This window comes from Palleronia salina (genome assembly GCF_900141995.1).
Lineage (GTDB): Bacteria > Pseudomonadota > Alphaproteobacteria > Rhodobacterales > Rhodobacteraceae > Palleronia > Palleronia salina.
Genome location: NZ_FQZA01000001.1, coordinates 552,847 through 575,755 on the forward strand (window position 1 = coordinate 552,847; position 22,909 = coordinate 575,755).

Below are 22,909 nucleotides of genomic sequence, written 5' to 3' on the forward strand. Positions count from 1 at the left end.
CCGGCCGGAATGGTCAAGCACCCTTGCGGCCCGTGCGGCCTGCTGGCACCACTTGGCGCCATGAGCAAAAGCCTGAAACGCGTGATGCGCGCACTGTCCGATGCCGGTCTCGACGTCACCCCGACCGAGGCCACGACCCAGACCCGCACCGCGGCCGAGGCCGCCGCCGCGCTGGGGGTCGAAACCGACCAGATCGGCAAATCCATCATCTTCCGCGCCGAGGACAGCGACCGGGCCGTCCTGTTCCTGACCGCGGGCGGCAACAGGGTGGATCCGGACCGCGCCGCTGCCCTGGTGGGCGAGCCGCTGGGCAAGGCCGATGCGGCGCTGATCCGCGCGCAGACGGGCTTCGCCATCGGTGGGGTCGCGCCCGTGGGCCACCTGTCGCCCTGCCCGGCCTTTCTGGACCGCCGGTTGCTGGATTTCGACGTGATCTGGTGCGCCGCCGGCACCCCGCGCCACAATTTCCCCATTGCGCCGGGTGTCCTGGTCGAAAAATTCGGCCTGCAAGTGGCTGATTTCGCGGGTCCTTCACCGGAAATGTAAATTGTTTTCACATGGACCCTTGCAGGGTCGACCCCGGATGCGCATCTGGAGTGATGTGAAAGGAATTTACATTCACGGCAATTCGGAAAGGACCGAAGACAATGACCACATTCGCAGACGTCCCGCAGCAGACCGGCAGTTACCTGTCGCGCACCGAAGCCTGGCTCGACGCCCGCGGCAAGGGCGCCTGGATTGCGGCCATGGTGCTGGGTTTCATCCTGTTCTGGCCCGTGGGCCTCGCGCTGCTGGCGTTCATGCTGTTCCGCGGCAAGTTCCAGGGCGGCGGCTGCGCCACGCGCCGGGCCCGGTTCACCGCGCACGGGTCGAGCGGGAACGCCGCGTTCGACGCCTACCGGACCGAGACGCTGCGCCGGCTGGAAGACGAGCAGGAGGCCTTCGAGAAGTTCCTCAAGCGCCTGCGCGAAGCGAAGGACAAGGCCGAGTTCGACCAGTTCATGGACGAACGCGCCAAGAAGCGCGACAACGACCAGCGTGAATCGGAAGACGCATGACCCCGATCACCCAGACAAGCGACACCGCCCCCCTCGAGGGGCGGCGCCCCGTTGAAGGACCCGACATGACGCCCCATCCCGGCCTGCCCGACCCGGACCTGCACGACGCGTTCTACGCGGGCGTGCCGACCAAGCGCGCCCTGGCGTGGCTGGTGGATATCTGCGCGATCTTCGCGCTGTCGCTGGTCCTGACGCCGCTGACGCTGTTCACCTCGATCTTCTACTTCCCGTTCTTCGCGGCCTGCGTCGGCTTCGCCTATCGCACGGCAACCCTCGCACGCGGATCGGCGACCTGGGGCATGCGCCTCATGGCGATCGAGATCCGTGACCATCGCGGCCTTCCCTTGGACCTGACCGCGGCATTTCTTCACACGGCCGGCTACGCGGCCTCGATGGCGGTCTTCCCGCTGCAGCTGGTCTCGGGCGTGATGATGCTGGCCACCCCCCGGGCGCAGGGTCTGACCGACCACGTGATCGGCACGGCGGCGATCAATCGCGCGGCGGGCTGAGCGGAAAACGCGACCACGGCGGGGCTTGGCGTGCAGATGATGCGTTGCTAGGCTCTGGTTCGTCTGCCCAGGGGATCGCATGCGTCATTCGTTACCACTTGCGCCGCAATTCTACGTGACGGCGCCCCAGAGCTGTCCGTATCTGCCGGGCCGCATGGAGCGTAAGCTGTTCACGTCCCTGCAGGGCGACGAGGCGCAATTGCTGAACGACAGCCTGTCGAAACAGGGCTTCCGCCGGTCGCAGAACGTGCTCTACCGGCCCAGCTGCGCCGAATGCTCGGCCTGCCTGTCGGCGCGGATCCGGGTGGCGGATTTCAAGCCATCGCGCACCCAGCGCCGGGTTCTCAAGCGCAATGCGCATCTGAGCCGCCGGGCCAACGCACCCTGGGCGACCGAAGATCAATACGCTTTGTTCCGCCGTTATCTGGACAGCCGCCACGCCGATGGCGGCATGGCCGACATGGATATCTTCGAATTCGCGGCGATGATCGAGGAGACGCCCATTCGCAGCCGCGTGGTGGAATACGCCGCGACCGACGCGAATGACGGCAGCTCGGACCTTGCAGCCGTATGCCTGACCGACGTGCTCGATGACGGGCTGTCCATGGTCTATTCGTTCTTCGACCCGGACCTGGCGGGCGACTCGTTGGGGACCTTCGCGATCCTCGACCACGTGGAGATCGCGCGCGAGGCCGGCCTGCCCTATGTCTACCTGGGCTACTGGGTGCCGGGCAGCCCCAAGATGGGCTACAAGGCCAAGTTCGACGCGCTGGAGGTCTATGCCGACCGGCGCTGGCAGACGCTGACCTCGCCCGAGGCGTTCTCGGCCAAGACCCAGCCCCTGTCGACCGATCCCATCGCCGAACAGGTGGCCCGGATCGACTTGCCCGACACGATGAACGGGCGCGACTGACGACCCTGCTCGCGTTCCGCGCGGGCGGCCGTCAAGGCAGCCTCGGCTTTCCATCCGGGCGATCGTCTGCGGACGGCAGATGGCCGGATCGGAGTATTTGAAGACCAGTGATGTGGCGGGGCGCGCCCCTGGACAGACGCGGTCCCCGCTGTTCGTACGGACAGGTCCGGTTCGCTGGCGTCGGCATCTTTCAGTGCCGCAAAAGGAAGGGGGCGCGCCGGAATTTCTCCGGCGCGCCCCCTGTCTTTCGGAGATCGGGGGCCGCGCAAGGCGCGGCCACCGGGATCAGTTCGGGAACAGCGACGGCACCAGCGTGACGATGCCCGGGAAGGTCCAGAGCAGCGCCAGGCCGATCACCTGGATCAGCACGAAGGGCAGCACGCCACGGTAGATGTGGCCCGTCGTGACCTCCTTCGGTGCAACGCCGCGCAGGTAGAACAGCGCGAACCCGAAGGGCGGCGTCAGGAAGCTGGTCTGAAGGTTCACCGCGATCATGATCGTCACCCATTTCGGGTCCATGGTGCCGCCGTAGATGACGGGGCCCACGATGGGGATGACGATGTAGATGATCTCGAGGAAGTCCAGCACGAAGCCCAGGAAGAACAGCACCAGCATCACGATCAGGAAGACGACCATCTCGTTGTCGAAGCTGCGCAGGAACTGCTGAATATAGTGCTCGCCCCCGTAGGAGATCACCACCAGGTTCAGCAGCTGCGAGCCGATGAGGATGGTGAACACCATCGACGTGACCTTCGCCGTCTCGCGCACCACGGCCGGCAGCACGCCGCCGAACCACAGCACCGCGCAGGCGTAGAGCATCCCGAAGATCGCGAAGAGATACGCGGCCTGCGCCAGGATGTAGGCCGTCCAGGTTTCGAACCCGGCATCGCCCACGTTGACGCGCAGATCGAAATTCACCCCGATCAGGATCATCAGCACGATGGCATAGGTCGTCCACAGGATGATGCGGCCGGATTTCCCGTCCTCCTGCAGCCGGCGATAGGCCGCCAGCATGATGGCCCCGCCCGCCCCCAGCGCGGCGGCCGGGGTCGGGTTGGTGATGCCCCCCAGGATCGAGCCAAGCACCGCGATGATCAGCACCAGCGGCGGGAAGACCACGCGCACCAGGTCGTTCTTGCCCAAAAGGCCCGCGGCGCCCTTGAGGCCGTAGAGGACCAGCAGGAGCGGCAGCAGGACGATCAGGAAGGTCACGCCCGGCGTCGTCGTGGGGGCCACGAAGACCAGGTCGCACAGGGCGATCAGCACCAGACCCAGCGCACCCACGGCCAGCGGACGGTGGTCCGCGGTGGGCGCCACGCCCCGTGCCAGGGCCAGCACGAGACCCGCCAGCAGAAGGCCGATGGCAATGCCGGTGCCCATGGGGGCGAGATCGGCCATGCGCGCGGCTTCGGCGGCGGCGGCTTCTTCGTCGGTCGGCGCCGCGGTCTCGGTCGCGGTGGAACTGGCCTCGGAGATGGCCGCCTGTTCGGCGACCGCGCGGTCCCACGCGTCCTGGCCGTGCAGCTCGATCATCGAGGCCTGGCACTGCTCGGAGACGTTGGTGCGCAGCGATGCCGAGGCCGTCGTGTCCTGCGTCGGATCACCGAGGGTCTGGGTGCCGATGATCCCTGCCCCGCTGAGCACGAAAAGCCCGACGATCAGCGCGACGGGCACGCCCAGGAACCAGGTCAGCGCCTCGTTGCGGGTGATGATCTCGCCCGAGCCGCCGTCGACCACGACCGGCGGCGCCTTGCGCGGGTTCAGGACGGCATAGCCGAAGGCGTAGGCGCCGTAGAGGAACGCCAGGAAGATGCCCGGCAGCAGCGCGGCCTGGAACAGGGTGCCGACCGAAACCACGGCCGCCTCGCCCAGCAGGGTCAGCGCGTCGCGGCAGCCCAGCGCCTGGGCCCGCGCCTCTTGCGCGGTGGCGTAGAGGTCCCCCGCGAGCGTGCCCAGCAGCACGATGACGATGGAAGGCGGGATGATCTGGCCCAGGGTCCCCGACGCCGCGATGACGCCCGTCGCCAGTTCCGGCGAGTAGTTGTTGCGCAGCATTGTGGGCAGCGACAGCAGGCCCATGGTCACCACGGTCGCGCCGACGATGCCGGTCGAGGCCGCCAGGAACGCTCCCACGACGACCACCGAAACGGCGAGACCGCCGGGCAGCGGGCCGAAGACCCGCGCCATGGTGGTCAGCAGGTCGTTGGCAATGCGCGAGCGTTCCAGCGTGATGCCCATCAGGACGAACATCAGCACCGCCAGCAGCGTCTCGATCGACTGGCCCGCCAGCACGCGTTCGTTGATGCGGTTCACCACGAAGGACAGGTTGCGGTCCATGGCGACTTCCCAGCCTTGCGGGAAGATCGCCTCGTTCACCCGTGGCAGGTCGGGGTATCGGAAGGTCGAGATGGCATCGCGGGCGACCCCCTCGGCCACCAGCGCGGTATACTCGGCCGAGCTGGTATCGATGGCCTGGTGGATGAGCAGGCCCGCGTTGTCGAGCACCGCGACGATACCGAAGGAAATGACACCCGCGCCGCCGATGGCGAAGGCCACCGGGAAGCCCGAGAGGATCCCGCCGAATAGGCACAGGAAGGTGATGATCAGGGCGACTTCGACCCCGTCCAGACCGAATGGCATCTTAGTTCGCTCCTGACTGGAGTTCTTTTTCAGTGGGGGGCGTGCCGGCGGTCGTGTCTTCCAGCACGTCGAGATCCAGGTACTTGTTTTCGCCCTCGGGGCCTTCGCGCAGCTCGGCGATGGCGCGCCAGATGACGGTCACCGCCTGCAGGAAGACCAGCGCGGCGAAGAGCACCAGCAGGATCTTGAAGAGGAAATAGGCCGAGAAGCCCTGCGGCGCGAAGCCGGTGGTCTCGACGTTCCAGCGCAGGATCTGCGAGCGCTGGATCAGGCGGTCGAGCGTATCCGACGCCGAGGGCGCGGGCACGATCAGGTGACGCCACATGAAGAACCAGCTGTAAAGCCAGATCAGCACGACGATGGGCACCATGAAGATGATGGCGCCGATGATGTCGATGATCCGCTTCGCGCGGTACGAGATCGCGGCATAGATGATGTCGACCCGCACGTGGCCGCGCTGGACGAAGGTGTAGGACACGCAGAGCGCCACGATCAGGGCGTTGTAGAACTTCAGCCCCTCGGCCCACCAGCTGATGTCGAAGGTGACCGACGTGCCGAAGCCCAGCGTGATGCTGGAGGTCGCGAAGATCCGCTGTACGAAGACGATGACGATCTGTTGCAGCACCATGATGAGGCCCGCCCAGGCGACCACCCGGCCGAGCCCGTTGGAAATCGCTTCGAGCGTGACCACCCCGGCCCAGAGCAGCCTTTGCCGCCAGATCCCGATCGCCGTCAGCACCAGCACGATGTCGAACACCACGAAGAAGAATTCGACCGATGCGCCGTAATAGATGAAGCGCACCAGCGCCTCGCGGTCGGCCCAGCCAAGCCACGATGCGGGATGCGTGATCGCATACAGAAAGTTGTAAAAGCCCAGCCCGACATTGCTGACGAACCAGACGAGCGCGTCCAACATTTTGCCCCTCCTCCAGCGCCCGGCCATGGTTGCCGGTTTCGCGGAAAGGCGCTGCCCCCGAACCATCGGGAGCAGCGCCGCGTCCAAAGATCCCGGGCCACGATGGCCCGGGCTCCGGTTTTACATGCTGGCGTTCACGCGGTTGCGCTGACGCACGTACTCGTTGTCGGCGATGTCGGCCCAGCTGGCGGATTCATTCATCGACTCGAAGTAGCTGTTCGCGATCTTCGCATACAGCTCGTCCGACATGTTCTCCTCGCGGACCTCGGCCGAAGCGCGGCCGAAGGCATCCCACACGTCATCGGGGAACTGCTTGGCCTGGACACCCTGGTCCTGCAGACGCTGAAGCGCGGCGCCGTTCTCGGCCAGCGACAGCGACAAGTTGTGCTGGTGCACCGCGGCGCAGGCGACCTCGACGATCTTCTGCTGGGCGGCGGTCAGGCTGTTGAACACGTCGAGATTCATGCCGATGGTCAGGGCCGAGCCCGGCTCGTGGAAACCGGCGGTGTAGTAGATCTTGGTGATCTCCTGGAAGCCCAGACGCTCGTCCGCGTAGGGTCCGATCCACTCGGCGCCCTCGATCGCGCCCGACGACAGGGCCTGGTAGATTTCGCCACCGGGGATGTTCTGCACCGACGCGCCCAGACGGCTGAGCACCTGGCCGCCCTGGCCCGGCATGCGGAAGCGCAGGCCCTGCAGGTCCGAGGCCGAGGTGATTTCGCGGTTGAACCAGCCGCCGGGCTGCATGGCGGTGTTGCCGGCGAGGAACGACTTCAGGTTGAACAGGCTGGCCAGCTCGTTGTGGAGCTCGTGGCCGCCACGCTGGTAGTACCAGTTCGCCATTTCCTGGCCGGTCATGCCGAAGGGCACGGCGGTGAAGAAGGCGAAGCCCGGGTGCTGGTTCAGGAAGTAGTAGTCGGCCGAGTGATACAGGTCGGCCTGGCCGGCGGACACGGCGTCGAACACTTCGAACGCGCCGACCAGCGAACCGGCGGGGTTCTTCTGGATGGTCACCTGACCGTCGGTCATTTCGGTGATATAGTCGGCGGCCAGCTGCGCGGCGTCATCGAAGATCGCGAAGCCGTCCGGCACCGAGGTCACCATGGTCAACGTCCGGTTGCCCTGCGCGTAGAGCGGCGCGGCCAGCGTCGAGGCGGCGGCGGCGGCCGAGCCGCCCAGAGCGGACTTTTTCAGAAAAGAGCGACGATCCATTACATTCCTCCCAAGGATATCGGCACGGGGTCTTGGCGCCCCGCCCGGATCGGTTGCAGTGGGCGGACCCTAGCCAAGGGTGCGAGAGGAATAAATACCGAATCGCGACAGGCCAGCGCAGTTTTATTGCGCAGTCGTCTCGATTTCGGGCGGCAAGCTCAGGTTGCCGAGAGGTCAATCCATGTCAGGTTGTGTCGCTCTTCTCCGATCGCTCTTCCAGGAGTTTCGACACCACGGCCCCCAGAAGGACGATGCAGGCCGACAGCCACATCCACATGAGAAGGATGATCGTGCCGCCGATGGCGCCGAAGGTTTCGTTGTAGGATCCGAAGCTGCGCACGTAGATCGCGAAGCCGATGCTGCCGAGGATCCAGAGCACGCAGGCCAGCGCCGCGCCCGGGACGAGCATGGACCAGCTCGGGAACCGCCGCGCGGGCGCGACGCGGTAGGTCAGCACGATGCCGGCCCCGGCGATGATCAGCAGAAGCGGCCAGCGCACGAGCATGATCAAGGTTTCCTGCCCCGCGGGCAGCGGCAACCACGCCAGGACCGCGGGCACCACCGCCCCCACCGCGACGCAGACGAGAACACCGAGGATCAGGCCCAGCGTCAGGGACAGCTTCAGAACTGTCGCGCGGATCAGCCCGCGCTGTTCCTCGACCCCGTGGACCAGGTTCAGCCCGTCCATGATCCCCTGCATCGCCTTCGATGCGGAATAGAGCGACAGGAGCAGGCCGGCCGCCGCCGCCAGCCCCAGCCCACCGGACCGGTTCGACACGACCTCCTGCGCCTGCCCGACGATGATCTCGGCCGCCGCCGCTGGCAGGACCGACGACAGGGTCTCCATCTGGTCGACGACCATGGCGGGATCGACCAGCAAACCGGCGATGGCGACCATCGCGCCGATGCCGGGGAACAGCGCCAGCAGGCCGAAGAACGCGACGCCGGCGCCGACGAGCGTCAGCTTCATCCGGTCGGCCTCGGCCTTCACGCCCTTGGCCAGCCAGATGACGCCCTGCGGGCGGGCCCTGCTGTGTGTCATCGTGTCCGTCATCTCGTGGCACCCCTTCTCTCAAATTGCGAACGCGTGGGAGCCGGGGCCGTTCCGACACCGGGAAAAACGCCGCTCCCTTGGCCGGTATTTCGCAAAAGTTCATGAGCGAGCCCTGCCGCGCAACAAAAGTTCAAGAAAATGCAATTCGAGGACATGTTTTCCCCGACAGGCGGTTGACCCTCCGTTCGGCTCTGACTATCAGGCTCAGGACCGATGAAAGGATCGAGATCGTGATGCCGCTTATTGACGTCGTACGCAGACCGACAGGGCGCAGGGACCGGTAGCCGGACCCGATCACGGAAGGACGCGCCCTCGATTGACCCTCGGGGGCTTTTTTATGCGCCGAAGATGGCGCGAATTGCGGAGACCAGGACGATGACGAAGCCGATGACAGGCGCGAAGATGGTGGTTCAGGCGCTGAGGGACCAGGGGGTCGAGGTCGTTTTCGGCTATCCCGGCGGCGCGGTCCTGCCAATCTATGACGAGATCTTCCTGCAAAACGACATCCGCCACGTGCTCGTCCGCCACGAACAGGCGGCCGTTCACGCGGCCGAAGGCTACGCGCGCTCCACCGGGAAGGTCGGTGTCGCGCTGGTGACCTCGGGTCCGGGCGCCACCAACGCGGTGACCGGCCTGACCGACGCGCTGATGGATTCAATCCCGCTGGTCGTGCTGACCGGTCAGGTCCCGACCTTCATGATCGGCACGGACGGCTTCCAGGAGGCCGACACCGTCGGCATCACCCGCCCCTGCACCAAGCACAACTGGCTGGTGAAGGAGACCGACGCCCTGTCCGGTGTCCTGCACGAGGCGTTCCACGTGGCTGCCTCGGGCCGCCCGGGGCCGGTCCTGATCGACATCCCGAAGGACGTGCAATTCGCCGCGGGCAAGTACACGCCCAAGCAGAAGGCCAATGTCAGCCGCTACCAGCCGCAGGTGAAGGGCGACCCCGACATCATCGCCGAGCTTGCCGACGCCATGGCCAAGGCCAAGCGCCCGATCATCTACTCGGGCGGCGGCGTCATCAACTCGGGGCCCGCGGCGTCGCAGCTGCTGCGCGAGCTGGTGGCCGAGACCGACTTCCCCGTCACCTCGACCCTCATGGGGCTGGGCGCCTACCCCGCGTCGGGCAAGAACTGGCTGGGCATGCTGGGCATGCACGGTCTCTACGAGGCCAACCTGGCGATGCATGGCTGCGACCTGATGATCAACATCGGCGCGAGGTTCGACGACCGCATCACCGGCCGCATCCAGGATTTCAGCCCGAACTCGAAAAAGGCGCATATCGATATCGACGCGAGCTCGATCAACAAGGTGATCCACGTGGACATGCCGATCCTCGGTGACGTGGCGCATGTGCTCGAGGACCTGCTGCGCATCTGGAAGGCCAAGGGCCGCAAGACCAACCAGGAGGCTATCGCCAAGTGGTGGGAGCAGATCGACCAATGGCGCGCCGTGAACTGCCTGGCCTTCGATCCCTCGGCCAAGACCATCAAGCCCCAGCACGCGCTGGCCCGGCTCGAGGCGCTGACCAAGGACCACGACCGCTATGTCTGCACCGAGGTGGGCCAGCACCAGATGTGGGCAGCGCAGTACATGGGCTTCGAGGATCCCAACCGCTGGATGACGTCCGGGGGCCTCGGAACCATGGGCTATGGCCACCCGGCCTCGATCGGCGTGCAGTTGGCCCATCCCGATGCCCTGGTCATCAACGTGGCCGGCGAGGCGTCCTGGCTGATGAACATGCAGGAGATGGGCACCGCGGTGCAGTACCGCCTGCCGGTGAAGCAGTTCATCCTCAACAACGAACGCCTGGGCATGGTGCGCCAGTGGCAGGAGCTGCTGCACGGCGAGCGCTATTCCCACAGCTGGTCCGAGGCGCTGCCCGATTTCGTCAAGCTGGCCGAGGCCTTCGGCGCGAAGGGCATCCAGGTCAGCGACCCGGACGATCTGGACGACGCCATCCGCGAGATGATCGCCCATGACGGCCCGGTCCTGTTCGATTGCCTGGTGGAGAAGCACGAGAACTGCTTCCCCATGATCCCGTCGGGCGAGCCGCACAACAAGATGCTGCTGGCCAACGCCGAGACCCAGGGCCAGATCACCGCCCCGGGCGCGGTGCTGGTCTGAGACGCCGGGATGCGGGGGGCCAGCCCCCCGCGCCCCCCGAGGTATTTCTGGAAAGATGAAGCAGGCGCCGGCGCGCCGGAGGACAGTATGAGCACGCTGAAGATCAAGAAGGGCACGTCGAAGCATTCGGCCTACGACCTGCGCGACCCGCATGCGGACGTCATCGAACGGCACACGCTGGCCGTGATCGTCGACAACGAGGCGGGGGTGCTGGCCCGCGTCATCGGCCTGTTTTCGGGACGCGGCTACAACATCGAGTCGCTGACCGTGGCCGAGATCGACCACACCGGCCACACCTCGCGCATCACCATCGTGACGGCCGGCACGCCCGCCATCATCGAGCAGATCAAGGCGCAGCTGGGCCGGATCGTGCCGGTCCACGAGGTGCACGACCTGACGGTCGAGGGCGCCTCGGTCGAGCGCGAGCTGGCCCTGTTCAAGGTGGCCGGCGGCGGCGACAAGCGGGTCGAGGCGCTGCGCCTGGCCGATATCTTCCGCGCCAGCGTGGTCGACTCGACGCTGGAGAACTTCACCTTCGAGATCACCGGCGCGCCCGGCAAGATCGACGCCTTCGCCGACCTGATGCGCCCGCTGGGCCTGGTCGAGATGGCGCGGACCGGCGTCGCGGCCCTGGCGCGCGGCTAGGCCCGTGCCCGCCGGCCGGGCGGCGGACGGGGTCCGGCCGGTCAGCCGGGCAGCAGGCCGCGCTCGTTGGCCGACAGGAGCTCGGCCTGGCTGAGCAGCCCGTTGCCGTCGGTATCGGCCAGCAGGAAGACCTCTTCGGTCAGCCCGGGGATCGCGATCTGCGCCTCGCGCAGGCTCAGCAGGCCGTCGCCGTCGGCGTCGATTTCCTGCGCGGCGGCGGTGCCCGCCGCGAGCGCGGCGACGGCGAGTATCGTGAGACGTCTGGTCATGGGGGGCTCCGGTCAAAGGGGCGTTGTGCGGAACGCCCGGTCACAGCCCAGTCTTGACCGGACGCGCCGCCCGGTCAGCGATAACGGGATTGCGGCAGCGCTTCCGGCGGTGCCGTGCCGCGATGCCGCGATTGGCTCGGCGCCGTATCGCGCGCTTCGAGAGGCGCCCTTACCTGAGGCGGGTTCTGACCGATGGTCCCACCGGCAAGCGGCGGCGGGCCGCGCATGGATCAGCCGGTGACGGCGGCCCTGCGCCAGGCGGTGGTCCGCCGTTCCCAGCCCTGCAGCAACGCGTACTCGATCAGCAGCATCACCGCGACGAAGGCGAAGGCGTAGGCCAGGACGTAGCCGACCTCGAACAGCTGGAAATACAGGTGGATCTGGAAGCCGACCCCGTTCGAGCGTCCCAGGAACTCGACCACCAGAACGATCTTCCAGATGATCGCCAGCCCATTGCGCGTGCTGGCCGCCAGGAACGGCCAGAGCTGCGGCAGGATCACGTGGCGCAGCCGCGCCGCGGGCGACATGCGGAAGGCGCGCGCCATCTCGGACACGCGGGGATCCAGCGCCCAGATCCCTTCGCGGATGTTTACCGTCACCATGGCGGTCTTGTTCAGCGCGACGGCGGTGATCGCCGCCACCTCGTTCAGGCCGATCCAGAGATAACAAAGGACGATCACCACCAGCGCGGGCACGTTCAGCGCCACCACTACCCACGGGCCCAGCCAGCGGTTCAGCCGTGGTACCAGTCCTAGCGCCAGCCCCAACGCGACGCCCGCCGCCATGGCGATGGCGAAGGCCGCCGCCACCCGCGCCAGCGTGGCCGCCACGTGGAACTGCAGCGCGCCCTTCGCGACCTCGGAGGTGAAGATGCGCCAGACCTCGACCGGGCCCGGCAGGATCTCGGGGTCGCCCGAGATCCGCGCCGCCAGCGCCCACGCAACGACCAGCGCCAGCAGCGACACCGCGATGGTCACGGGGCCGGGATTGCGGTCGGAGGAGGCGTGCTGGTGCATGGGTCCGACATTCGCCCGTGGGGGCTGCGCAACGCATCCCGACCTTCGTCGCATGGGACCGCGCGCGGCGCGGACGTAGCGTTGGCGCATGTCGCGGGTGCTGTCACTGATCCTTGCCCTTGCTCTGGCCGTGGCGGCCCATGCCGCCCGCGCCGAGGTCACGCCGCGCGACGAGATCGCCGCCCATATCCGCGCGCCCATGGAGCTGGGCCCGGCGCTGAACGACCAGGGGGTCTACAGCCTTCTGAACTCGGGCGGCGCGGCGGCGGGCTACGTGTTCGAGACGCGGCCCATGGCCCCCCTGCCCGGCTTCTCCGGCGCGCCGGTGAACGTGCTGGTGGTGCTGGATCTCGACGGCCGGTTCCTGGACGTCCGGCTCCTGGACCATAACGAGCCGATCTTCGTCTCTGGCCTGCCCGAGCACCTGTTCTACGATTTCTTCGACCAGTACCGCGGGCTGTCGATCTCGGACACGCTGGTGGTGGGCAACCCCTACGGCGAGGCGGACGAGAGCAGCGCGCTGGTCTACCTGGACGGGGTGACCAAGGCCACCGCCTCGGTCCGGATCGCGCACGAGTCGCTTCTGGCCGCCACGCTGCAGATCGCGCGCGAGAAGATGGGCGGGATCAGCAGCGGCCCGCCCGCCTATCCCGACCCGACCCATGACGAGGCGCTGAGCTGGGCCGACCTGGTCGAACAGGGCATCGTGCGGCGCCTGACGGTGACGAATGCCGAGATCGACGCGGAATTCGCGGGCACCGTCTGGGCGGATGACGACCCCGCCGCGCGCGACGACCCCGACGCGCCCTACATGGACCTGTGGGTGGTCGACCTCGGCCCGCCCGCCATCGCCCGCGCCGTGCTGTCCGAGGATGGCTTCGCGGCGCTGCAGTCCTTCCTCGAGATCTCGAACGACGACGAGCCGATCCTCGTGGCCGAGACCGCGCGCCACGGCCTCGTTTCGGACGGGTTCACGCGCAATACGTCGCCCGACTGGATCAGCGCCGAGCAGGGCGGCTTCCCGGTGGCGCTGCGCGATGCGGACCTGCTGTTCTCGCTGGCCGACGACGTGCCCGACGCGCTGCACGACGCGGTGGATTTCGGATCCGCCCTGATCCTGCGTACCGACCGGCGTCTGGGCTTCGACCCGGCGTCGGACTGGACGCTGAACGTGAAGGCGGTGCGCGAACACGGCATGTTCAAGCCCGAGGTGGGATCCGTCACGCTCAGCAGCACGCAATCGACGCCCGAACGGTTCTTCAACAGGCCCGAGCTGCGCAAGCCCGCGCCGCCCTGGCTCGAGGCGCTGAAGACCCGTGCGCCCGACCTGGTCGTGCTGGGCCTGTTCCTCACGCTGCTGCTGATGCTGCTGGGCGGGGCGATGAACCGGCTGGCCGGGCATCGCCACTTCACGGCGATCCGGCTGGGTATCCTGGCCTTCGTCACGGTCTTCATCGGCTGGTGGGGACAGGGGCAGCTGTCGATCGTCACGGCCATGGGCGTGCTGCGCGCGGGCGTCGAGGGCGGCAGTTTCATGTTCCTGGCCTACGACCCCTTCTCGCTGGTGATCTGGGCCGTGGCCATCGCCGGGCTGGTGGCCTGGGGGCGCGGCCTGTTCTGCGGGTGGCTCTGCCCCTTCGGCGCGCTCCAGGAATTCGCCGCGCATCTGGGCCGCGTGCTGCGCGTGCCGCAGGTCGAGCCATCGGCGCGGTGGGACGCGCGGCTGAAATGGCTGAAATACGCGGTGCTGCTGGCGCTGGTTGTCGTCGTCTTCACAGCACCCGCCCGCATCGACAAGGCCGCCGAGGTCGAGCCGTTCAAGACCGCGATCACCACCTTCTTCGTGCGCGAATGGTACTACGTGGCCTACGCCGTCTTCTGGCTGGTGCTGTCCATGACGCTCTTCAAGGGGTTCTGCCGCTATGTCTGCCCGCTGGGCGCGCTCATGGCCATCGGCGGCGTCCTGCGCGGGCGCGACTGGATCGCGCGGCGGGCGGAATGCGGCTCGCCCTGCCAGCTCTGCCGGGTGAAATGCCGCTATGGCAGCATCGAGAAATCGGGCCGCGTGGACTATTCCGAATGTTTCCAGTGCCTCGACTGCGTGACGATCCACGACGACCCGCGCCAATGCGTGCCGCTGATCGTGGATGCCAAGCGGCGGGCCCGCGCGACCGCCGCGCATCCCAACGCCGGCCCGGTGCCCGCCGAATGAGACGCCGCCGTTTCCTCGCCCTCAGCGCCGCGGCGCTGGCCGCGCCCGCCGCGACCCCGGCCTGGCCCGAGACCCGTTGGCGCGGCTTCGGGCTGGGGGCCGAGCTGTCGATGACCCTGCGCGCGCCCCCGGCGCTCGCCCGCGACGCCATCGCCGCCGCCCGCGAGGAGATCGAGACCGTCGAACGGGCCTTCAGCCTCTACCGCGACGACAGCGAGCTCGTGCGGCTGAACACCTCGGGCATCTTGCGGCCCTCGCCGCTGTTCACCGAACTCGCGCATCATGTGGACCGCGCGCACGCGCTGACCGGCGGTGTGTTCGACCCGACCGTTCAAGCCGTCTGGGCGGCCCTGGCGCAAGGCCGCGACCCGGCGCCCGCGCGTGCCGCGGTGGGGTGGCACCGCGTCCACCGCGCGCCCGGGACCGTGGCCTTGCAGCGGGGCCAGTCGCTGACCTTCAACGGCATCGCCCAGGGCTTCGCCACCGACAGGGTGCGCGCGCGTCTCGCCGCGCTGGGCCTGGGCGAGATCCTGGTCAACATGGGGGAATTCGCGGCGCTTGGCGGCCCCTGGCAGCTGGGCATCGCCGACCCCGCCGCCGGCCTCGTCGCCCGGACGACCCTCACCGGTGGCGCCATCGCCACCACCAGCGCGGCGCCGCACCTGATCGCGCCCGATGGCAGGGCGTCCCGCCACGCCACGGTGTCGGTCGAGGCGCCGGACGCCACCCTGGCCGACGCCCTGTCGACCGCCGCGCTGTTCATGGCGCCCGGGGAGCTTTCCGGCCTGCTGGAAGGCGCCGGCGCCACGGCCATCCACACGGTCGATGCCAACGGCCGCCACCGCCGGATCTGACGCGCCACGCCCATCGCATCACTGGTCTTCAAATACTCGGCGAGCCGCTTTCGACCCGCGCGCCGTCCACATGAGGGCGCAACGCGAAACGCCCCGCCGTTTCCAGCGGGGCGTCCGATCCTGTCTCACCCGTGGGATCAGGCCAGCGCGGCCACCGCCCGCTGTGTCATGACCTTGGTCAGCTGCGCGCGGTAGGCGCCCGAGCCGTGCAGATCCGAGATCATCATGGCGGCCGACACGCTCAGCCCCGACACCGCGTCGGCGCTGAAGTTGCCTTGCAGCGCCTCCTCGGCCTCGGTCCAGCGGAACACGCCGTCCGACGACGCCCCGGTCACGGCCACGCGGACAGTGTCGCCGAAATGGGCGACGAACACGGCCGTCAGCGGGAAGCGCGACGCGGGCTGGATGAACTTCTGGTAGATCGCCTTCTGCGGCACCGGGAATTTCACCGCCGTGACGATCTCGCCCTCGTCCAGCGCGGACATGAACATGCCCTGGAAAAAGTCGTCGGCCGCGATCTCGCGCCGGTCGGTGACGATGGTGGCGCCCGACCCCAGTGCGCCCGCCGGATAGCAGGCCGAGGGGTCGTTGTTGGCGATGGACCCGCCGATGGTGCCGCGCGACCGCACGCTGGGATCACCGATGCGTCCCGCCAGCGACGACAGCGCCGGGTAGCTTTCAGCGGTCTCGCGCGCGACGGTGGCGTGGGTGGTGCCGCCGCCGATCCAGATCTGGTCGCCGTCCTTGCGGACGCCCTTCATCTCGTCGATGGCGGTCAGGCTCACCAGGATCTCGGGCGCGGCAAGCCGGGCCTTCATGGTGGGCATCAGGGTCTGGCCGCCCGACATGGGCTGCGCCTCGTCGCCCTTCAGGGCCGCGACCGCGTCGGCGACGCTGGTGGGCCGGACGAATTCGAAATTCTGCATTCTCTCTGTCTCCTGTTGGGTCGGGTTGCCCCCGCGCGGGTCACGCGCGGGGGTCCGCCTTCAGTTCCTGGGCCTCAGCTGTTCTGGATGGCGGTCCAGACCCGGTCGGGGGTCAGCGGCATGTTGATGTGCTCGACCTTGTGGCCGCCCCGGTGCAGCGCGTCGATGACCGCGTTGACGAAGGCCGGGGGCGAGCCGATGGCACCGGCCTCGCCGCAGCCCTTCACGCCCAGCGGGTTGTGGGTGCAGGGCGTCTGGCAGGAATGGTCCACCTTGAACATCGGCAGATCGGTCGCGCGCGGCATGGCATAGTCCATGTAGCTGGCCGAGATCAGCTGGCCGTCCGCGTCGTAGGCGCAGTTTTCCATCATCGCCTGGCCGAAGCCCTGCGCCACACCGCCATGGACCTGGCCTTCGACGATCATCGGGTTGATGACGTTGCCGAAATCGTCCGCGGCCGAGAAGGACAGCACGTCGACCTTGCCGGTGTCCGGGTCGACCTCGACCTCGCAGGCATAGCCACCGCTCGGATAGGTGAAGTTCGCCGGATCGTAGAACGCGGTTTCCTCCAGCCCCGGCTCGATGTCCTCCAGCGGGTAGTTGTGGGGCACGTAGGCCGCCAGCGTCACGTCACCCCAGGCGACCGACTTGTCGGTGCCCGCGACGGTGAACTGGCCGTCCTTCAGCTCGATATCACCCTCGCTGGCCTCCATCAGGTGGGCCGCGATCTTCTTGGCCTTGGCGATGATCTTCTCGGTGGCGCGGACCATGGCCGAGCCGCCGACCGCGATCGAGCGCGAGCCGTAGGTGCCCATGCCCATGGGCGTCTTCGAGGTGTCGCCGTGGACGATGTCGACCTGCGTGGCGTCGATGCCGATCATCTCGGACACCACCTGTGCGAACGAGGTCTCGTGCCCCTGCCCGTGGCTGTGGCTGCCGGTCATCACGCTGATCGACCCGGTGGCGTTCACCCGGACGGTGGCGGATTCGTAGAGACCGGCCCGGGCACCCAACTGCCCCACGAGGTTCGACGGCGCGATGCCGCAGGCCTCGATGTAGTGGGCGATGCCGAAGCCGCGCAGCTTGCCGTTCTTCTTGCTTTGCTCGGCGCGCGCCTCGAAGCCGGCGTGATCGGCCATCTCGAGCACGCGGTCCATGGTCGCGTGGTAGTCACCGGTGTCGTATTCCACCGCCACGGGCGTGGCATAGGGGAACTCGGTGATGAAGTTCTGGCGCCGCAGCTCGATGGGGCTGACCCCACGCTCGCGCGCCGCCTTGTCGATGACCCGCTCCAGCTGGAACGTCGCCTCGGGGCGGCCAGCGCCGCGGTAGGCGTCGACCGGCACCGTGTTGGTGAAGACGGCCTTCACGTTCACGTAGATCAGTGGCGTCTTGTAGTTGCCGGCCATCAGCGTGCCGTGCAGCCAGGTGGGGACCGACGGGGCGAAGGTGGACAGGTAGGCGCCCATGTTGGCGTAGGTTTCCGTCCGGATGGCGGTGAAGTTGTTGTCCTTGTCCATCGCCAGTTCGATCTTGGTCACGTGGTCGCGACCGTGGGCGTCGGACATGAACGCTTCCGAGCGCGAGGACGTCCACTTGACCGGGCGGCGCAGCTGCTTGGCCGCGAAGGTGCAGAACGCTTCCTCGGCGTAGTGGAAGATCTTGGCGCCGAAACCGCCGCCCACGTCGGGGGCGACCACGCGCAGCTTGTGCTCGGGGATGCCCAGCACGAAGGCGCCCATCAGCAGGCGGATCACGTGCGGGTTCTGCGACGTGGTGTAGAGCGTGTGCTCGTCATTGGCCATGTCGTAGTCGCCGACGGCCACGCGCGGCTCCATCGGGTTGGCGACGAGGCGGTTGTTGACCAGCTCCAGCGTGGTGACGTGGTCGGCATCGGCGATGGCCTTGGCGACGGCATCCTTGTTGTCCTCGACGAAGCCCCAGTCGTAGCAGAGGTTCGAGCTCAGGTCGTCATGCACCTTGGGCGCGCCGTCCTTGATGGCTTCCTTCATGTCCATGACCGCCGGCAGCATCTCGATATCGATCTCGAGCGCGTCGGCCGCGTCGCGGGCCTGACCCAGGCTTTCGGCCACGACCACGGCGATCGGGTCGCCCACGTGGCGCACCTTGCCCTCGGCCAGGACCGGGTGCTTGGGCTCCTGCATGGGGCTGCCGTCGATGGACGTGATCTGCCAGCCGCAGGGCACGCCGCCCACGCCTTCGAAATCCTTCGCGGTGAACACGCGCACCACACCGGGCATGGCCATGGCCGCGTCCGCGTTGATGCCGTTGATCTTGCCGTGGGCCACGTCCGAGCGCACGAAATGCGCGTAGAGCTGGCCGTGCAGGTTGATGTCGTCGGTATAGCGCCCCGTGCCGCTGAGGAAGCGTACGTCCTCGCGCCGTTTGGTGCTGCTGCCGATGCCGCCGTCTTTTGGCATGTGGAATCTCCTCCCTGCGGGGTCAGATCTCGCGTCGCGACATCCCGGCCCCTGAAACGATGTTCTGGATTACTCGGCCGCCATGGCGGGCACGTCCTGACCGGAGGCCGCCATGATGGATTTCACGATGTTGTGGTACCCGGTGCAGCGGCAGATATTGCCGTCCAGGTATTCGCGGATCTCGGCCTCGGAGGGCTTGGGGTTCTCCTTCAGCAGCGCGGTCGCCGCCATCACCATGCCCGGCGTGCAGAAGCCGCATTGCAGGCCGTGGTGGTCCTGGAACGCCTGCTGAACGACCGACAGCGACCCGTCGGCATTGGCCTGGCCCTCGATGGTGGCGACCTCGGCGCCGTCGGCCTCGGCCGCCAGCATCGCGCAGGCCTTCACAGGCTCGCCGTTCACGTGCACCACGCAGGCGCCGCACTGGGTGGTGTCGCAGCCTACATGGGTGCCGGTCAGGCGCAGGTCCTTGCGCAGGAAGTCGACCAGAAGGGTCCGGCCCTCGACCTGGCCGGTCACCTCCTTGCCGTTCACGCGCAGCTTGATGGAATTCATGTCTCTCTCCCTGGATAGTCCGATTTTCGTCGCGGTCAGGTTGCGGCCTTCTTTCGGCCGAACCAACCTTTTTTCTCTTTCTGCGCCTCCACGGGCGCGGCGGCATCGTCGGCCTCGCCCTCGGGCGCCGATGGTCCCTCGACGGCCTCCTTGAAGCTGTTGAAGAACTGGTCCGCCATCTTGGAGGCGAAGCTGTCGATGATGCGGCTGCCCAGCTGGGCGAGCTTGCCGCCCACCTTGGCTTCGACCCGGTAGTCCAGCACCGTGGCGTCGCCTTCTTCGCGCAGGGTGACATCGGCGCCGCCCTTGGCGAAGCCCGCGGCGCCGCCCTTGCCCTCGCCCGATATGGTCAGGCTTTCCGGGCGCACCTTGTCGTCAAGCGTCACGGCGCCCTTGAAGGTCGCCTTCACCGGGCCGACCTTCTGCACCACCGTGGCCTCGAAGCCCTCGTCGGCGTTGCCCGACATCTCGGTGCAGCCCGGCACGCATTGCTTCAGCACCTCGGGGTCGAGAAGCGCGTCCCACACCGCGTCGCGTGGCGCCTCGATCGTGCGGCTTCCGGTCATTTCCATGGGTGGGTCTCCCTTTATGTTGGTTACGCTAGGCGCGGCGCCCGGCCCCGCCTATAGGACCAATGGCCAATTTGCGCGCTCAGCGGTAGGCGGGCGTCTCGAGGCTCAGCCCGTAGGACTCGTAGATCCCGGCGATCGCGCCCGATTGCAGCCCGTCGCGGATGGCGTCGTCAACCGTATAGGCAAGCGGCCGGAAGCGGAAGTTCACCGCCACGCCCAGCGTCCAGTCGCCGACCGCGAGGCCCGGCAAGGGCGGCTCGTGCAGCCCGAGCCCGTCGGTCAGGCCCCATTCCAGCTGTCCGCGCGGCCCCATGGCCGCCATCGTCTCGCCCGCCGCCAGGGCATCCATCGCGGCCTCCATGTCGGGAAAGCGGCGCACGCCCTGGGCCAGTTGCCCGCCCGCGAAGGCCGACAGGTAGAAGTCGGAGATCGAGTCGTTCTCGACGGCGACGGTGTCGAAGCGGAAATAGGCCGGCACCGGCTTTTCCTCGGGATATTCCGCCTCGCGATAGGCGATGGCCACGCGCTCGACGCTGTATTGCCCGGTGAAGACGACCTGCTCGTGGCGGCAGGCGAAGGCGCTGTCGTAAGGCACGCGCATCATCACGTTCGACACCGCCCCGCCGACGATGCCACCCTTCCAGACATTGTTGCGCAGGTCGGCGTCCAGGTTCTCGCCCGCCGCGACAAAACGGAACTGCGGGTCGACGCCCACGTATTCGGCGATCAGCCTGGCGATCTCGACATCGACGCCGCGGGGCTGGCCGCCCTCTTCCCAGCTGTAGGGCGGATAATCCTCGTAGAGCGCGAAGGTCATGAACCCGCGCTCCAAGATCGTCTCGAGATCCTGCCCGACCTCGTCCCGGCCAGTATTCTGCGGCTTGGGCTGCGGGACGTAGTCGGCGCAGGGGTCCTGGGCCGCCGCCGGCAGCGACAGCCCAAGGCAGATCAGTCCCGCCGCCAGGACGGCGCGCAGGCTCATTGCGCGGCGGACAGGCCGACGGTCAGCGTGTCGGCGGCGGTGCTGTAGCCGGCGTCGGTGCCGTCGATCTGGCGGCTCGCGCGCCAGGCGATCGAGTCGGCCACCGGTGCATAGGACAGGGTCTCGATATCGGCCGCGATGGCGTCGAGCTCGGCCTTGGCCGCGTCGGGGTCCGCGTCGCCGTTGCCCTCTGCCCAGGCCGCAAGCTGGTCGCGGATGCTGCGCAGCGTGTCCGAGTGCTCGGCCACTTGTTCGCCGTCCGGCCGGGTCTCGATATAGGTGCGGATGGCCCAGGCGGCCTCCTGGCCCAGAAGCTCGCCGAAGGCCGGCATCTTGGTGGTGCCGTTCTGGGTGTACCCGTGGCGGAAGCGTTCGACATACCATTCGTCGCCGTATTCCTCGGCCTCGAGATACCGCAGGTCCGGCGCCAGCCCGCCCGACACGGCGCCCAGGCCGTGGCAGCGGGCGCAGTTTTGGTTGTAGCCCGAATCGCCGATCTGGATGGCCTTGAACCAGACCTCCTCGCCCGCCGCGTCCACGCGATAGGGGTTCTCGGTCAGCCATTCCTCGCCCACCTCGGGCAGGCCGGCGGTGTCCACGGCCTGCGGGGCGACATCCCCGTGGCCGTACGCCATGGTGGCCAGCCCCAAGGCGGTCAGCGCCACGGCGAATTTCGATGTGGTCCGCATGATCTGCTCCTCCACTTGCATGGTCTGCGTTGGCACCATGGCTACTGCAGCGGGCGCCTCCGCTCCATGCGACCTTCGCCTGCCTGCACCAAAGTCGAATTCCCCGACCCGCGGCGCACCATACGCTGAGCGGATGATGAAATTTCGTTCATTGGCCGTATCCCTCGCCCTTCTTGCCGCGCCGGCATGGGCGCAGGACCTGACCATCGGCTACCTGCGCCTGCAGGAAACGCCGCCGCCCACCGTGTCGGACCTGGACCTGCCGCCGCCGGACCTGGGCATTGCCGGCGCGCGCCTGGGGATCGAGGACAACGCCACGACCGGCCGCTTCACCGGCCAGACCTATGCGCTCGACCTCGTCGACATCGCGCCGGGCGAGGACATCGCGACCGCCGCCGGGCCGCTTCTGGAGCGGACGGACCTGCTGTTGGTCGACGCGCCCGCAGACGGGCTGCTGTCGGTCACGGACCTGCCCGCCGCCGCCGACGCGCTGGTCTTCAATGTCGCCGCGCCGGACAATCGGCTGCGCGAGGACGACTGCCGCGCGAACATGCTGCACGCCCTGCCCTCCACGGCCATGCGCACCGACGCGCTGGCGCAATTCCTGGTGCTGCGGCGATGGGACGAGCTGCCGATGGTGACGGGCGGCGACCCGGCGGACCAGGCCTTCGCGGCCAGCATCGAGCAATCGCTAGGGAAATTCGGGCTGCGCGTCGGCGACAGGAAGGACTGGCGCTACGACACCGATATCCGCCGCGCCGCCACGACCGAGATGCCGCTCTTCACCCAGGAGTTCGGCCGCTACGATGCACTGATCGTCGCCGACGAGATCCACGATTTCGCCCGCTACATGCTGTACAACACGTGGGAGCCGCGGCCGATCGTGGGCTCGGAAGGCTTGGTGCCCACGGGCTGGCACCCGGTGGTCGAGCAGTGGGGCGCGCGACAGTTGCAGAACCGCTTCCTCGAGATCGCGGGCCGCGCCATGCAGCCGCGCGACTATGCTGCCTGGGCTGCCATCCGGACCCTCGGCGAAGCCGCCACGCGCACTGGTTCAGCCGAGCCGGAGGCACTGCGCGACTACATCCTGGGCCCGGATTTCGAGCTCGGCGGCTTCCTGGGCCGGCCCCTCAGCTTTCGCACGTGGAACGGCCAGATGCGTCAGCCGATCCCGCTGGTCCATCCCCGTGGATTGGTGGCGCAGGCCCCGCTCGACGGCTTTTTGCACCCGGTGACCGAGCTGGACACGCTGGGCCGCGACGCCCCCGAAAGCCAATGCACCGCCTTCGCCGATTGAGCCATAAGCCGGCGTTCCC

At 67.8% G+C, this 22,909-nt stretch carries 21 protein-coding genes; 9 read left to right on the forward strand and 12 right to left on the reverse strand.

The features are described from left to right. The first annotated feature begins 60 nt into the window (after positions 1-60). The 4 genes from BUB76_RS02695 (at position 61) to BUB76_RS02710 (ending at position 2,480) form a co-directional block, all read left to right on the forward strand. A complete protein-coding gene (locus tag BUB76_RS02695) occupies positions 61-546 on the forward strand; it encodes a YbaK/EbsC family protein (RefSeq protein ID WP_073126373.1) in 486 nt (161 codons plus the stop codon). Positions 547-647: 101 nt separating this feature from the next. Further along, entirely contained in the window at positions 648-1,058 is a 411-nt protein-coding gene (locus BUB76_RS02700; RefSeq protein ID WP_073126376.1) for a DUF2852 domain-containing protein, read from the forward strand. Positions 1,059-1,123: 65 nt separating this feature from the next. Then, positions 1,124-1,567 (forward strand): RDD family protein, encoded by a 444-nt coding sequence (locus tag BUB76_RS02705; RefSeq protein ID WP_073126379.1) that lies wholly within the window; start codon positions 1,124-1,126, stop codon positions 1,565-1,567. Between the two features lie 79 nt (positions 1,568-1,646). Next, a complete protein-coding gene (locus BUB76_RS02710; RefSeq protein ID WP_073126381.1) occupies positions 1,647-2,480 on the forward strand; it encodes an arginyltransferase in 834 nt (277 codons plus the stop codon). 285 nt (positions 2,481-2,765) lie between these two features. Here the strand turns inward: BUB76_RS02710 and BUB76_RS02715 are convergent, their stop codons facing one another. The 4 genes from BUB76_RS02715 to BUB76_RS02730 form a co-directional block, all read right to left on the reverse strand. Beyond that, a complete protein-coding gene (locus BUB76_RS02715) occupies positions 2,766-5,120 on the reverse strand; it encodes a TRAP transporter large permease (protein WP_073126383.1) in 2,355 nt (784 codons plus the stop codon). Position 5,121: 1 nt separating this feature from the next. Continuing rightward, positions 5,122-6,036, reverse strand: a complete 915-nt coding sequence (locus tag BUB76_RS02720; RefSeq protein WP_073126386.1) for a TRAP transporter small permease subunit — start codon at positions 6,034-6,036, stop codon at positions 5,122-5,124. A gap of 120 nt (positions 6,037-6,156) precedes the next feature. Continuing rightward, complete coding sequence (locus tag BUB76_RS02725) at positions 6,157-7,248, reverse strand: TRAP transporter substrate-binding protein (RefSeq protein ID WP_073126388.1); 1,092 nt, start codon at positions 7,246-7,248, stop codon at positions 6,157-6,159. 184 nt (positions 7,249-7,432) lie between these two features. Next, complete coding sequence (locus tag BUB76_RS02730; RefSeq protein WP_175550254.1) at positions 7,433-8,290, reverse strand: YihY/virulence factor BrkB family protein; 858 nt, start codon at positions 8,288-8,290, stop codon at positions 7,433-7,435. A 387-nt stretch (positions 8,291-8,677) separates the two neighbouring features. On the opposite strand from BUB76_RS02730, the gene BUB76_RS02735 reads away from it, so the two are divergent. Both BUB76_RS02735 and ilvN read left to right on the forward strand, forming a co-directional pair. Beyond that, positions 8,678-10,432: an acetolactate synthase 3 large subunit gene (locus BUB76_RS02735; protein ID WP_073126393.1), complete on the forward strand. Its 1,755-nt coding sequence runs from the start codon at positions 8,678-8,680 to the stop codon at positions 10,430-10,432. A gap of 87 nt (positions 10,433-10,519) precedes the next feature. After that, a complete protein-coding gene (gene ilvN, locus BUB76_RS02740) occupies positions 10,520-11,077 on the forward strand; it encodes an acetolactate synthase small subunit (protein WP_073126395.1) in 558 nt (185 codons plus the stop codon). A 41-nt stretch (positions 11,078-11,118) separates the two neighbouring features. Here ilvN and BUB76_RS02745 read toward each other — a convergent pair whose 3' ends face one another. Both BUB76_RS02745 and BUB76_RS02750 read right to left on the reverse strand, forming a co-directional pair. Then, positions 11,119-11,346, reverse strand: a complete 228-nt coding sequence (locus tag BUB76_RS02745; protein WP_073126398.1) for an EF-hand domain-containing protein — start codon at positions 11,344-11,346, stop codon at positions 11,119-11,121. A gap of 230 nt (positions 11,347-11,576) precedes the next feature. Further along, entirely contained in the window at positions 11,577-12,362 is a 786-nt protein-coding gene (locus BUB76_RS02750) for an ABC transporter permease (protein WP_073126400.1), read from the reverse strand. Between the two features lie 88 nt (positions 12,363-12,450). Between BUB76_RS02750 and BUB76_RS02755 the strand changes: the two genes are divergently transcribed. Together BUB76_RS02755 and BUB76_RS02760 are read left to right on the forward strand one after the other, a co-directional pair. Next, positions 12,451-14,574, forward strand: a complete 2,124-nt coding sequence (locus tag BUB76_RS02755; RefSeq protein ID WP_073126402.1) for a 4Fe-4S binding protein — start codon at positions 12,451-12,453, stop codon at positions 14,572-14,574. Next, positions 14,571-15,428 (forward strand): FAD:protein FMN transferase, encoded by an 858-nt coding sequence (locus BUB76_RS02760; protein ID WP_073126405.1) that lies wholly within the window; start codon positions 14,571-14,573, stop codon positions 15,426-15,428. The genes BUB76_RS02755 and BUB76_RS02760 overlap by 4 nt, the downstream gene beginning before the upstream one ends. A gap of 137 nt (positions 15,429-15,565) precedes the next feature. Here the strand turns inward: BUB76_RS02760 and BUB76_RS02765 are convergent, their stop codons facing one another. The 6 genes from BUB76_RS02765 to pedF form a co-directional block, all read right to left on the reverse strand. Further along, positions 15,566-16,354: an FAD binding domain-containing protein gene (locus tag BUB76_RS02765; protein WP_073126407.1), complete on the reverse strand. Its 789-nt coding sequence runs from the start codon at positions 16,352-16,354 to the stop codon at positions 15,566-15,568. A 74-nt stretch (positions 16,355-16,428) separates the two neighbouring features. After that, positions 16,429-18,795 (reverse strand): xanthine dehydrogenase family protein molybdopterin-binding subunit, encoded by a 2,367-nt coding sequence (locus BUB76_RS02770; RefSeq protein WP_073126410.1) that lies wholly within the window; start codon positions 18,793-18,795, stop codon positions 16,429-16,431. Between the two features lie 69 nt (positions 18,796-18,864). Beyond that, a complete protein-coding gene (locus BUB76_RS02775; RefSeq protein WP_073126412.1) occupies positions 18,865-19,350 on the reverse strand; it encodes a (2Fe-2S)-binding protein in 486 nt (161 codons plus the stop codon). Between the two features lie 35 nt (positions 19,351-19,385). Next, complete coding sequence (locus BUB76_RS02780) at positions 19,386-19,922, reverse strand: SRPBCC family protein (RefSeq protein ID WP_073126415.1); 537 nt, start codon at positions 19,920-19,922, stop codon at positions 19,386-19,388. Positions 19,923-20,001: 79 nt separating this feature from the next. Then, positions 20,002-20,904, reverse strand: a complete 903-nt coding sequence (locus BUB76_RS02785; RefSeq protein ID WP_073126418.1) for a substrate-binding periplasmic protein — start codon at positions 20,902-20,904, stop codon at positions 20,002-20,004. Further along, on the reverse strand, positions 20,901-21,593 hold the full coding sequence (pedF, locus tag BUB76_RS02790) for a cytochrome c-550 PedF (RefSeq protein WP_073126549.1): 693 nt from the start codon (positions 21,591-21,593) through the stop codon (positions 20,901-20,903). The genes BUB76_RS02785 and pedF overlap by 4 nt, the downstream gene beginning before the upstream one ends. A gap of 136 nt (positions 21,594-21,729) precedes the next feature. Between pedF and pedA1 the strand changes: the two genes are divergently transcribed. Continuing rightward, entirely contained in the window at positions 21,730-22,890 is a 1,161-nt protein-coding gene (gene pedA1, locus BUB76_RS02795; RefSeq protein WP_073126552.1) for a lanthanide ABC transporter ABC transporter substrate-binding protein PedA1, read from the forward strand. The last annotated feature ends 19 nt before the right edge of the window (positions 22,891-22,909 follow it).

Excerpts from the sequence above, each read along its gene's own strand:
- BUB76_RS02695 (WP_073126373.1), top strand. The coding sequence starts at position 61 with ATGAGCAAAAGCCTGAAACGCGTGATGCGCGCACTGTCCGATGCCGGT.
- BUB76_RS02700 (WP_073126376.1), top strand. The coding sequence starts at position 648 with ATGACCACATTCGCAGACGTCCCGCAGCAGACCGGCAGTTACCTGTCG.
- BUB76_RS02705 (WP_073126379.1), top strand. The coding sequence starts at position 1,124 with ATGACGCCCCATCCCGGCCTGCCCGACCCGGACCTGCACGACGCGTTC.
- BUB76_RS02710 (WP_073126381.1), top strand. The coding sequence starts at position 1,647 with ATGCGTCATTCGTTACCACTTGCGCCGCAATTCTACGTGACGGCGCCC.
- BUB76_RS02715 (WP_073126383.1), bottom strand. The coding sequence starts at position 5,120 with ATGCCATTCGGTCTGGACGGGGTCGAAGTCGCCCTGATCATCACCTTC.
- BUB76_RS02720 (WP_073126386.1), bottom strand. The coding sequence starts at position 6,036 with ATGTTGGACGCGCTCGTCTGGTTCGTCAGCAATGTCGGGCTGGGCTTT.
- BUB76_RS02725 (WP_073126388.1), bottom strand. The coding sequence starts at position 7,248 with ATGGATCGTCGCTCTTTTCTGAAAAAGTCCGCTCTGGGCGGCTCGGCC.
- BUB76_RS02730 (WP_175550254.1), bottom strand. The coding sequence starts at position 8,290 with ATGACACACAGCAGGGCCCGCCCGCAGGGCGTCATCTGGCTGGCCAAG.
- BUB76_RS02735 (WP_073126393.1), top strand. The coding sequence starts at position 8,678 with ATGACGAAGCCGATGACAGGCGCGAAGATGGTGGTTCAGGCGCTGAGG.
- ilvN (WP_073126395.1), top strand. The coding sequence starts at position 10,520 with ATGAGCACGCTGAAGATCAAGAAGGGCACGTCGAAGCATTCGGCCTAC.
- BUB76_RS02745 (WP_073126398.1), bottom strand. The coding sequence starts at position 11,346 with ATGACCAGACGTCTCACGATACTCGCCGTCGCCGCGCTCGCGGCGGGC.
- BUB76_RS02750 (WP_073126400.1), bottom strand. The coding sequence starts at position 12,362 with ATGCACCAGCACGCCTCCTCCGACCGCAATCCCGGCCCCGTGACCATC.
- BUB76_RS02755 (WP_073126402.1), top strand. The coding sequence starts at position 12,451 with ATGTCGCGGGTGCTGTCACTGATCCTTGCCCTTGCTCTGGCCGTGGCG.
- BUB76_RS02760 (WP_073126405.1), top strand. The coding sequence starts at position 14,571 with ATGAGACGCCGCCGTTTCCTCGCCCTCAGCGCCGCGGCGCTGGCCGCG.
- BUB76_RS02765 (WP_073126407.1), bottom strand. The coding sequence starts at position 16,354 with ATGCAGAATTTCGAATTCGTCCGGCCCACCAGCGTCGCCGACGCGGTC.
- BUB76_RS02770 (WP_073126410.1), bottom strand. The coding sequence starts at position 18,795 with ATGCCAAAAGACGGCGGCATCGGCAGCAGCACCAAACGGCGCGAGGAC.
- BUB76_RS02775 (WP_073126412.1), bottom strand. The coding sequence starts at position 19,350 with ATGAATTCCATCAAGCTGCGCGTGAACGGCAAGGAGGTGACCGGCCAG.
- BUB76_RS02780 (WP_073126415.1), bottom strand. The coding sequence starts at position 19,922 with ATGGAAATGACCGGAAGCCGCACGATCGAGGCGCCACGCGACGCGGTG.
- BUB76_RS02785 (WP_073126418.1), bottom strand. The coding sequence starts at position 20,904 with ATGAGCCTGCGCGCCGTCCTGGCGGCGGGACTGATCTGCCTTGGGCTG.
- pedF (WP_073126549.1), bottom strand. The coding sequence starts at position 21,593 with ATGCGGACCACATCGAAATTCGCCGTGGCGCTGACCGCCTTGGGGCTG.
- pedA1 (WP_073126552.1), top strand. The coding sequence starts at position 21,730 with ATGAAATTTCGTTCATTGGCCGTATCCCTCGCCCTTCTTGCCGCGCCG.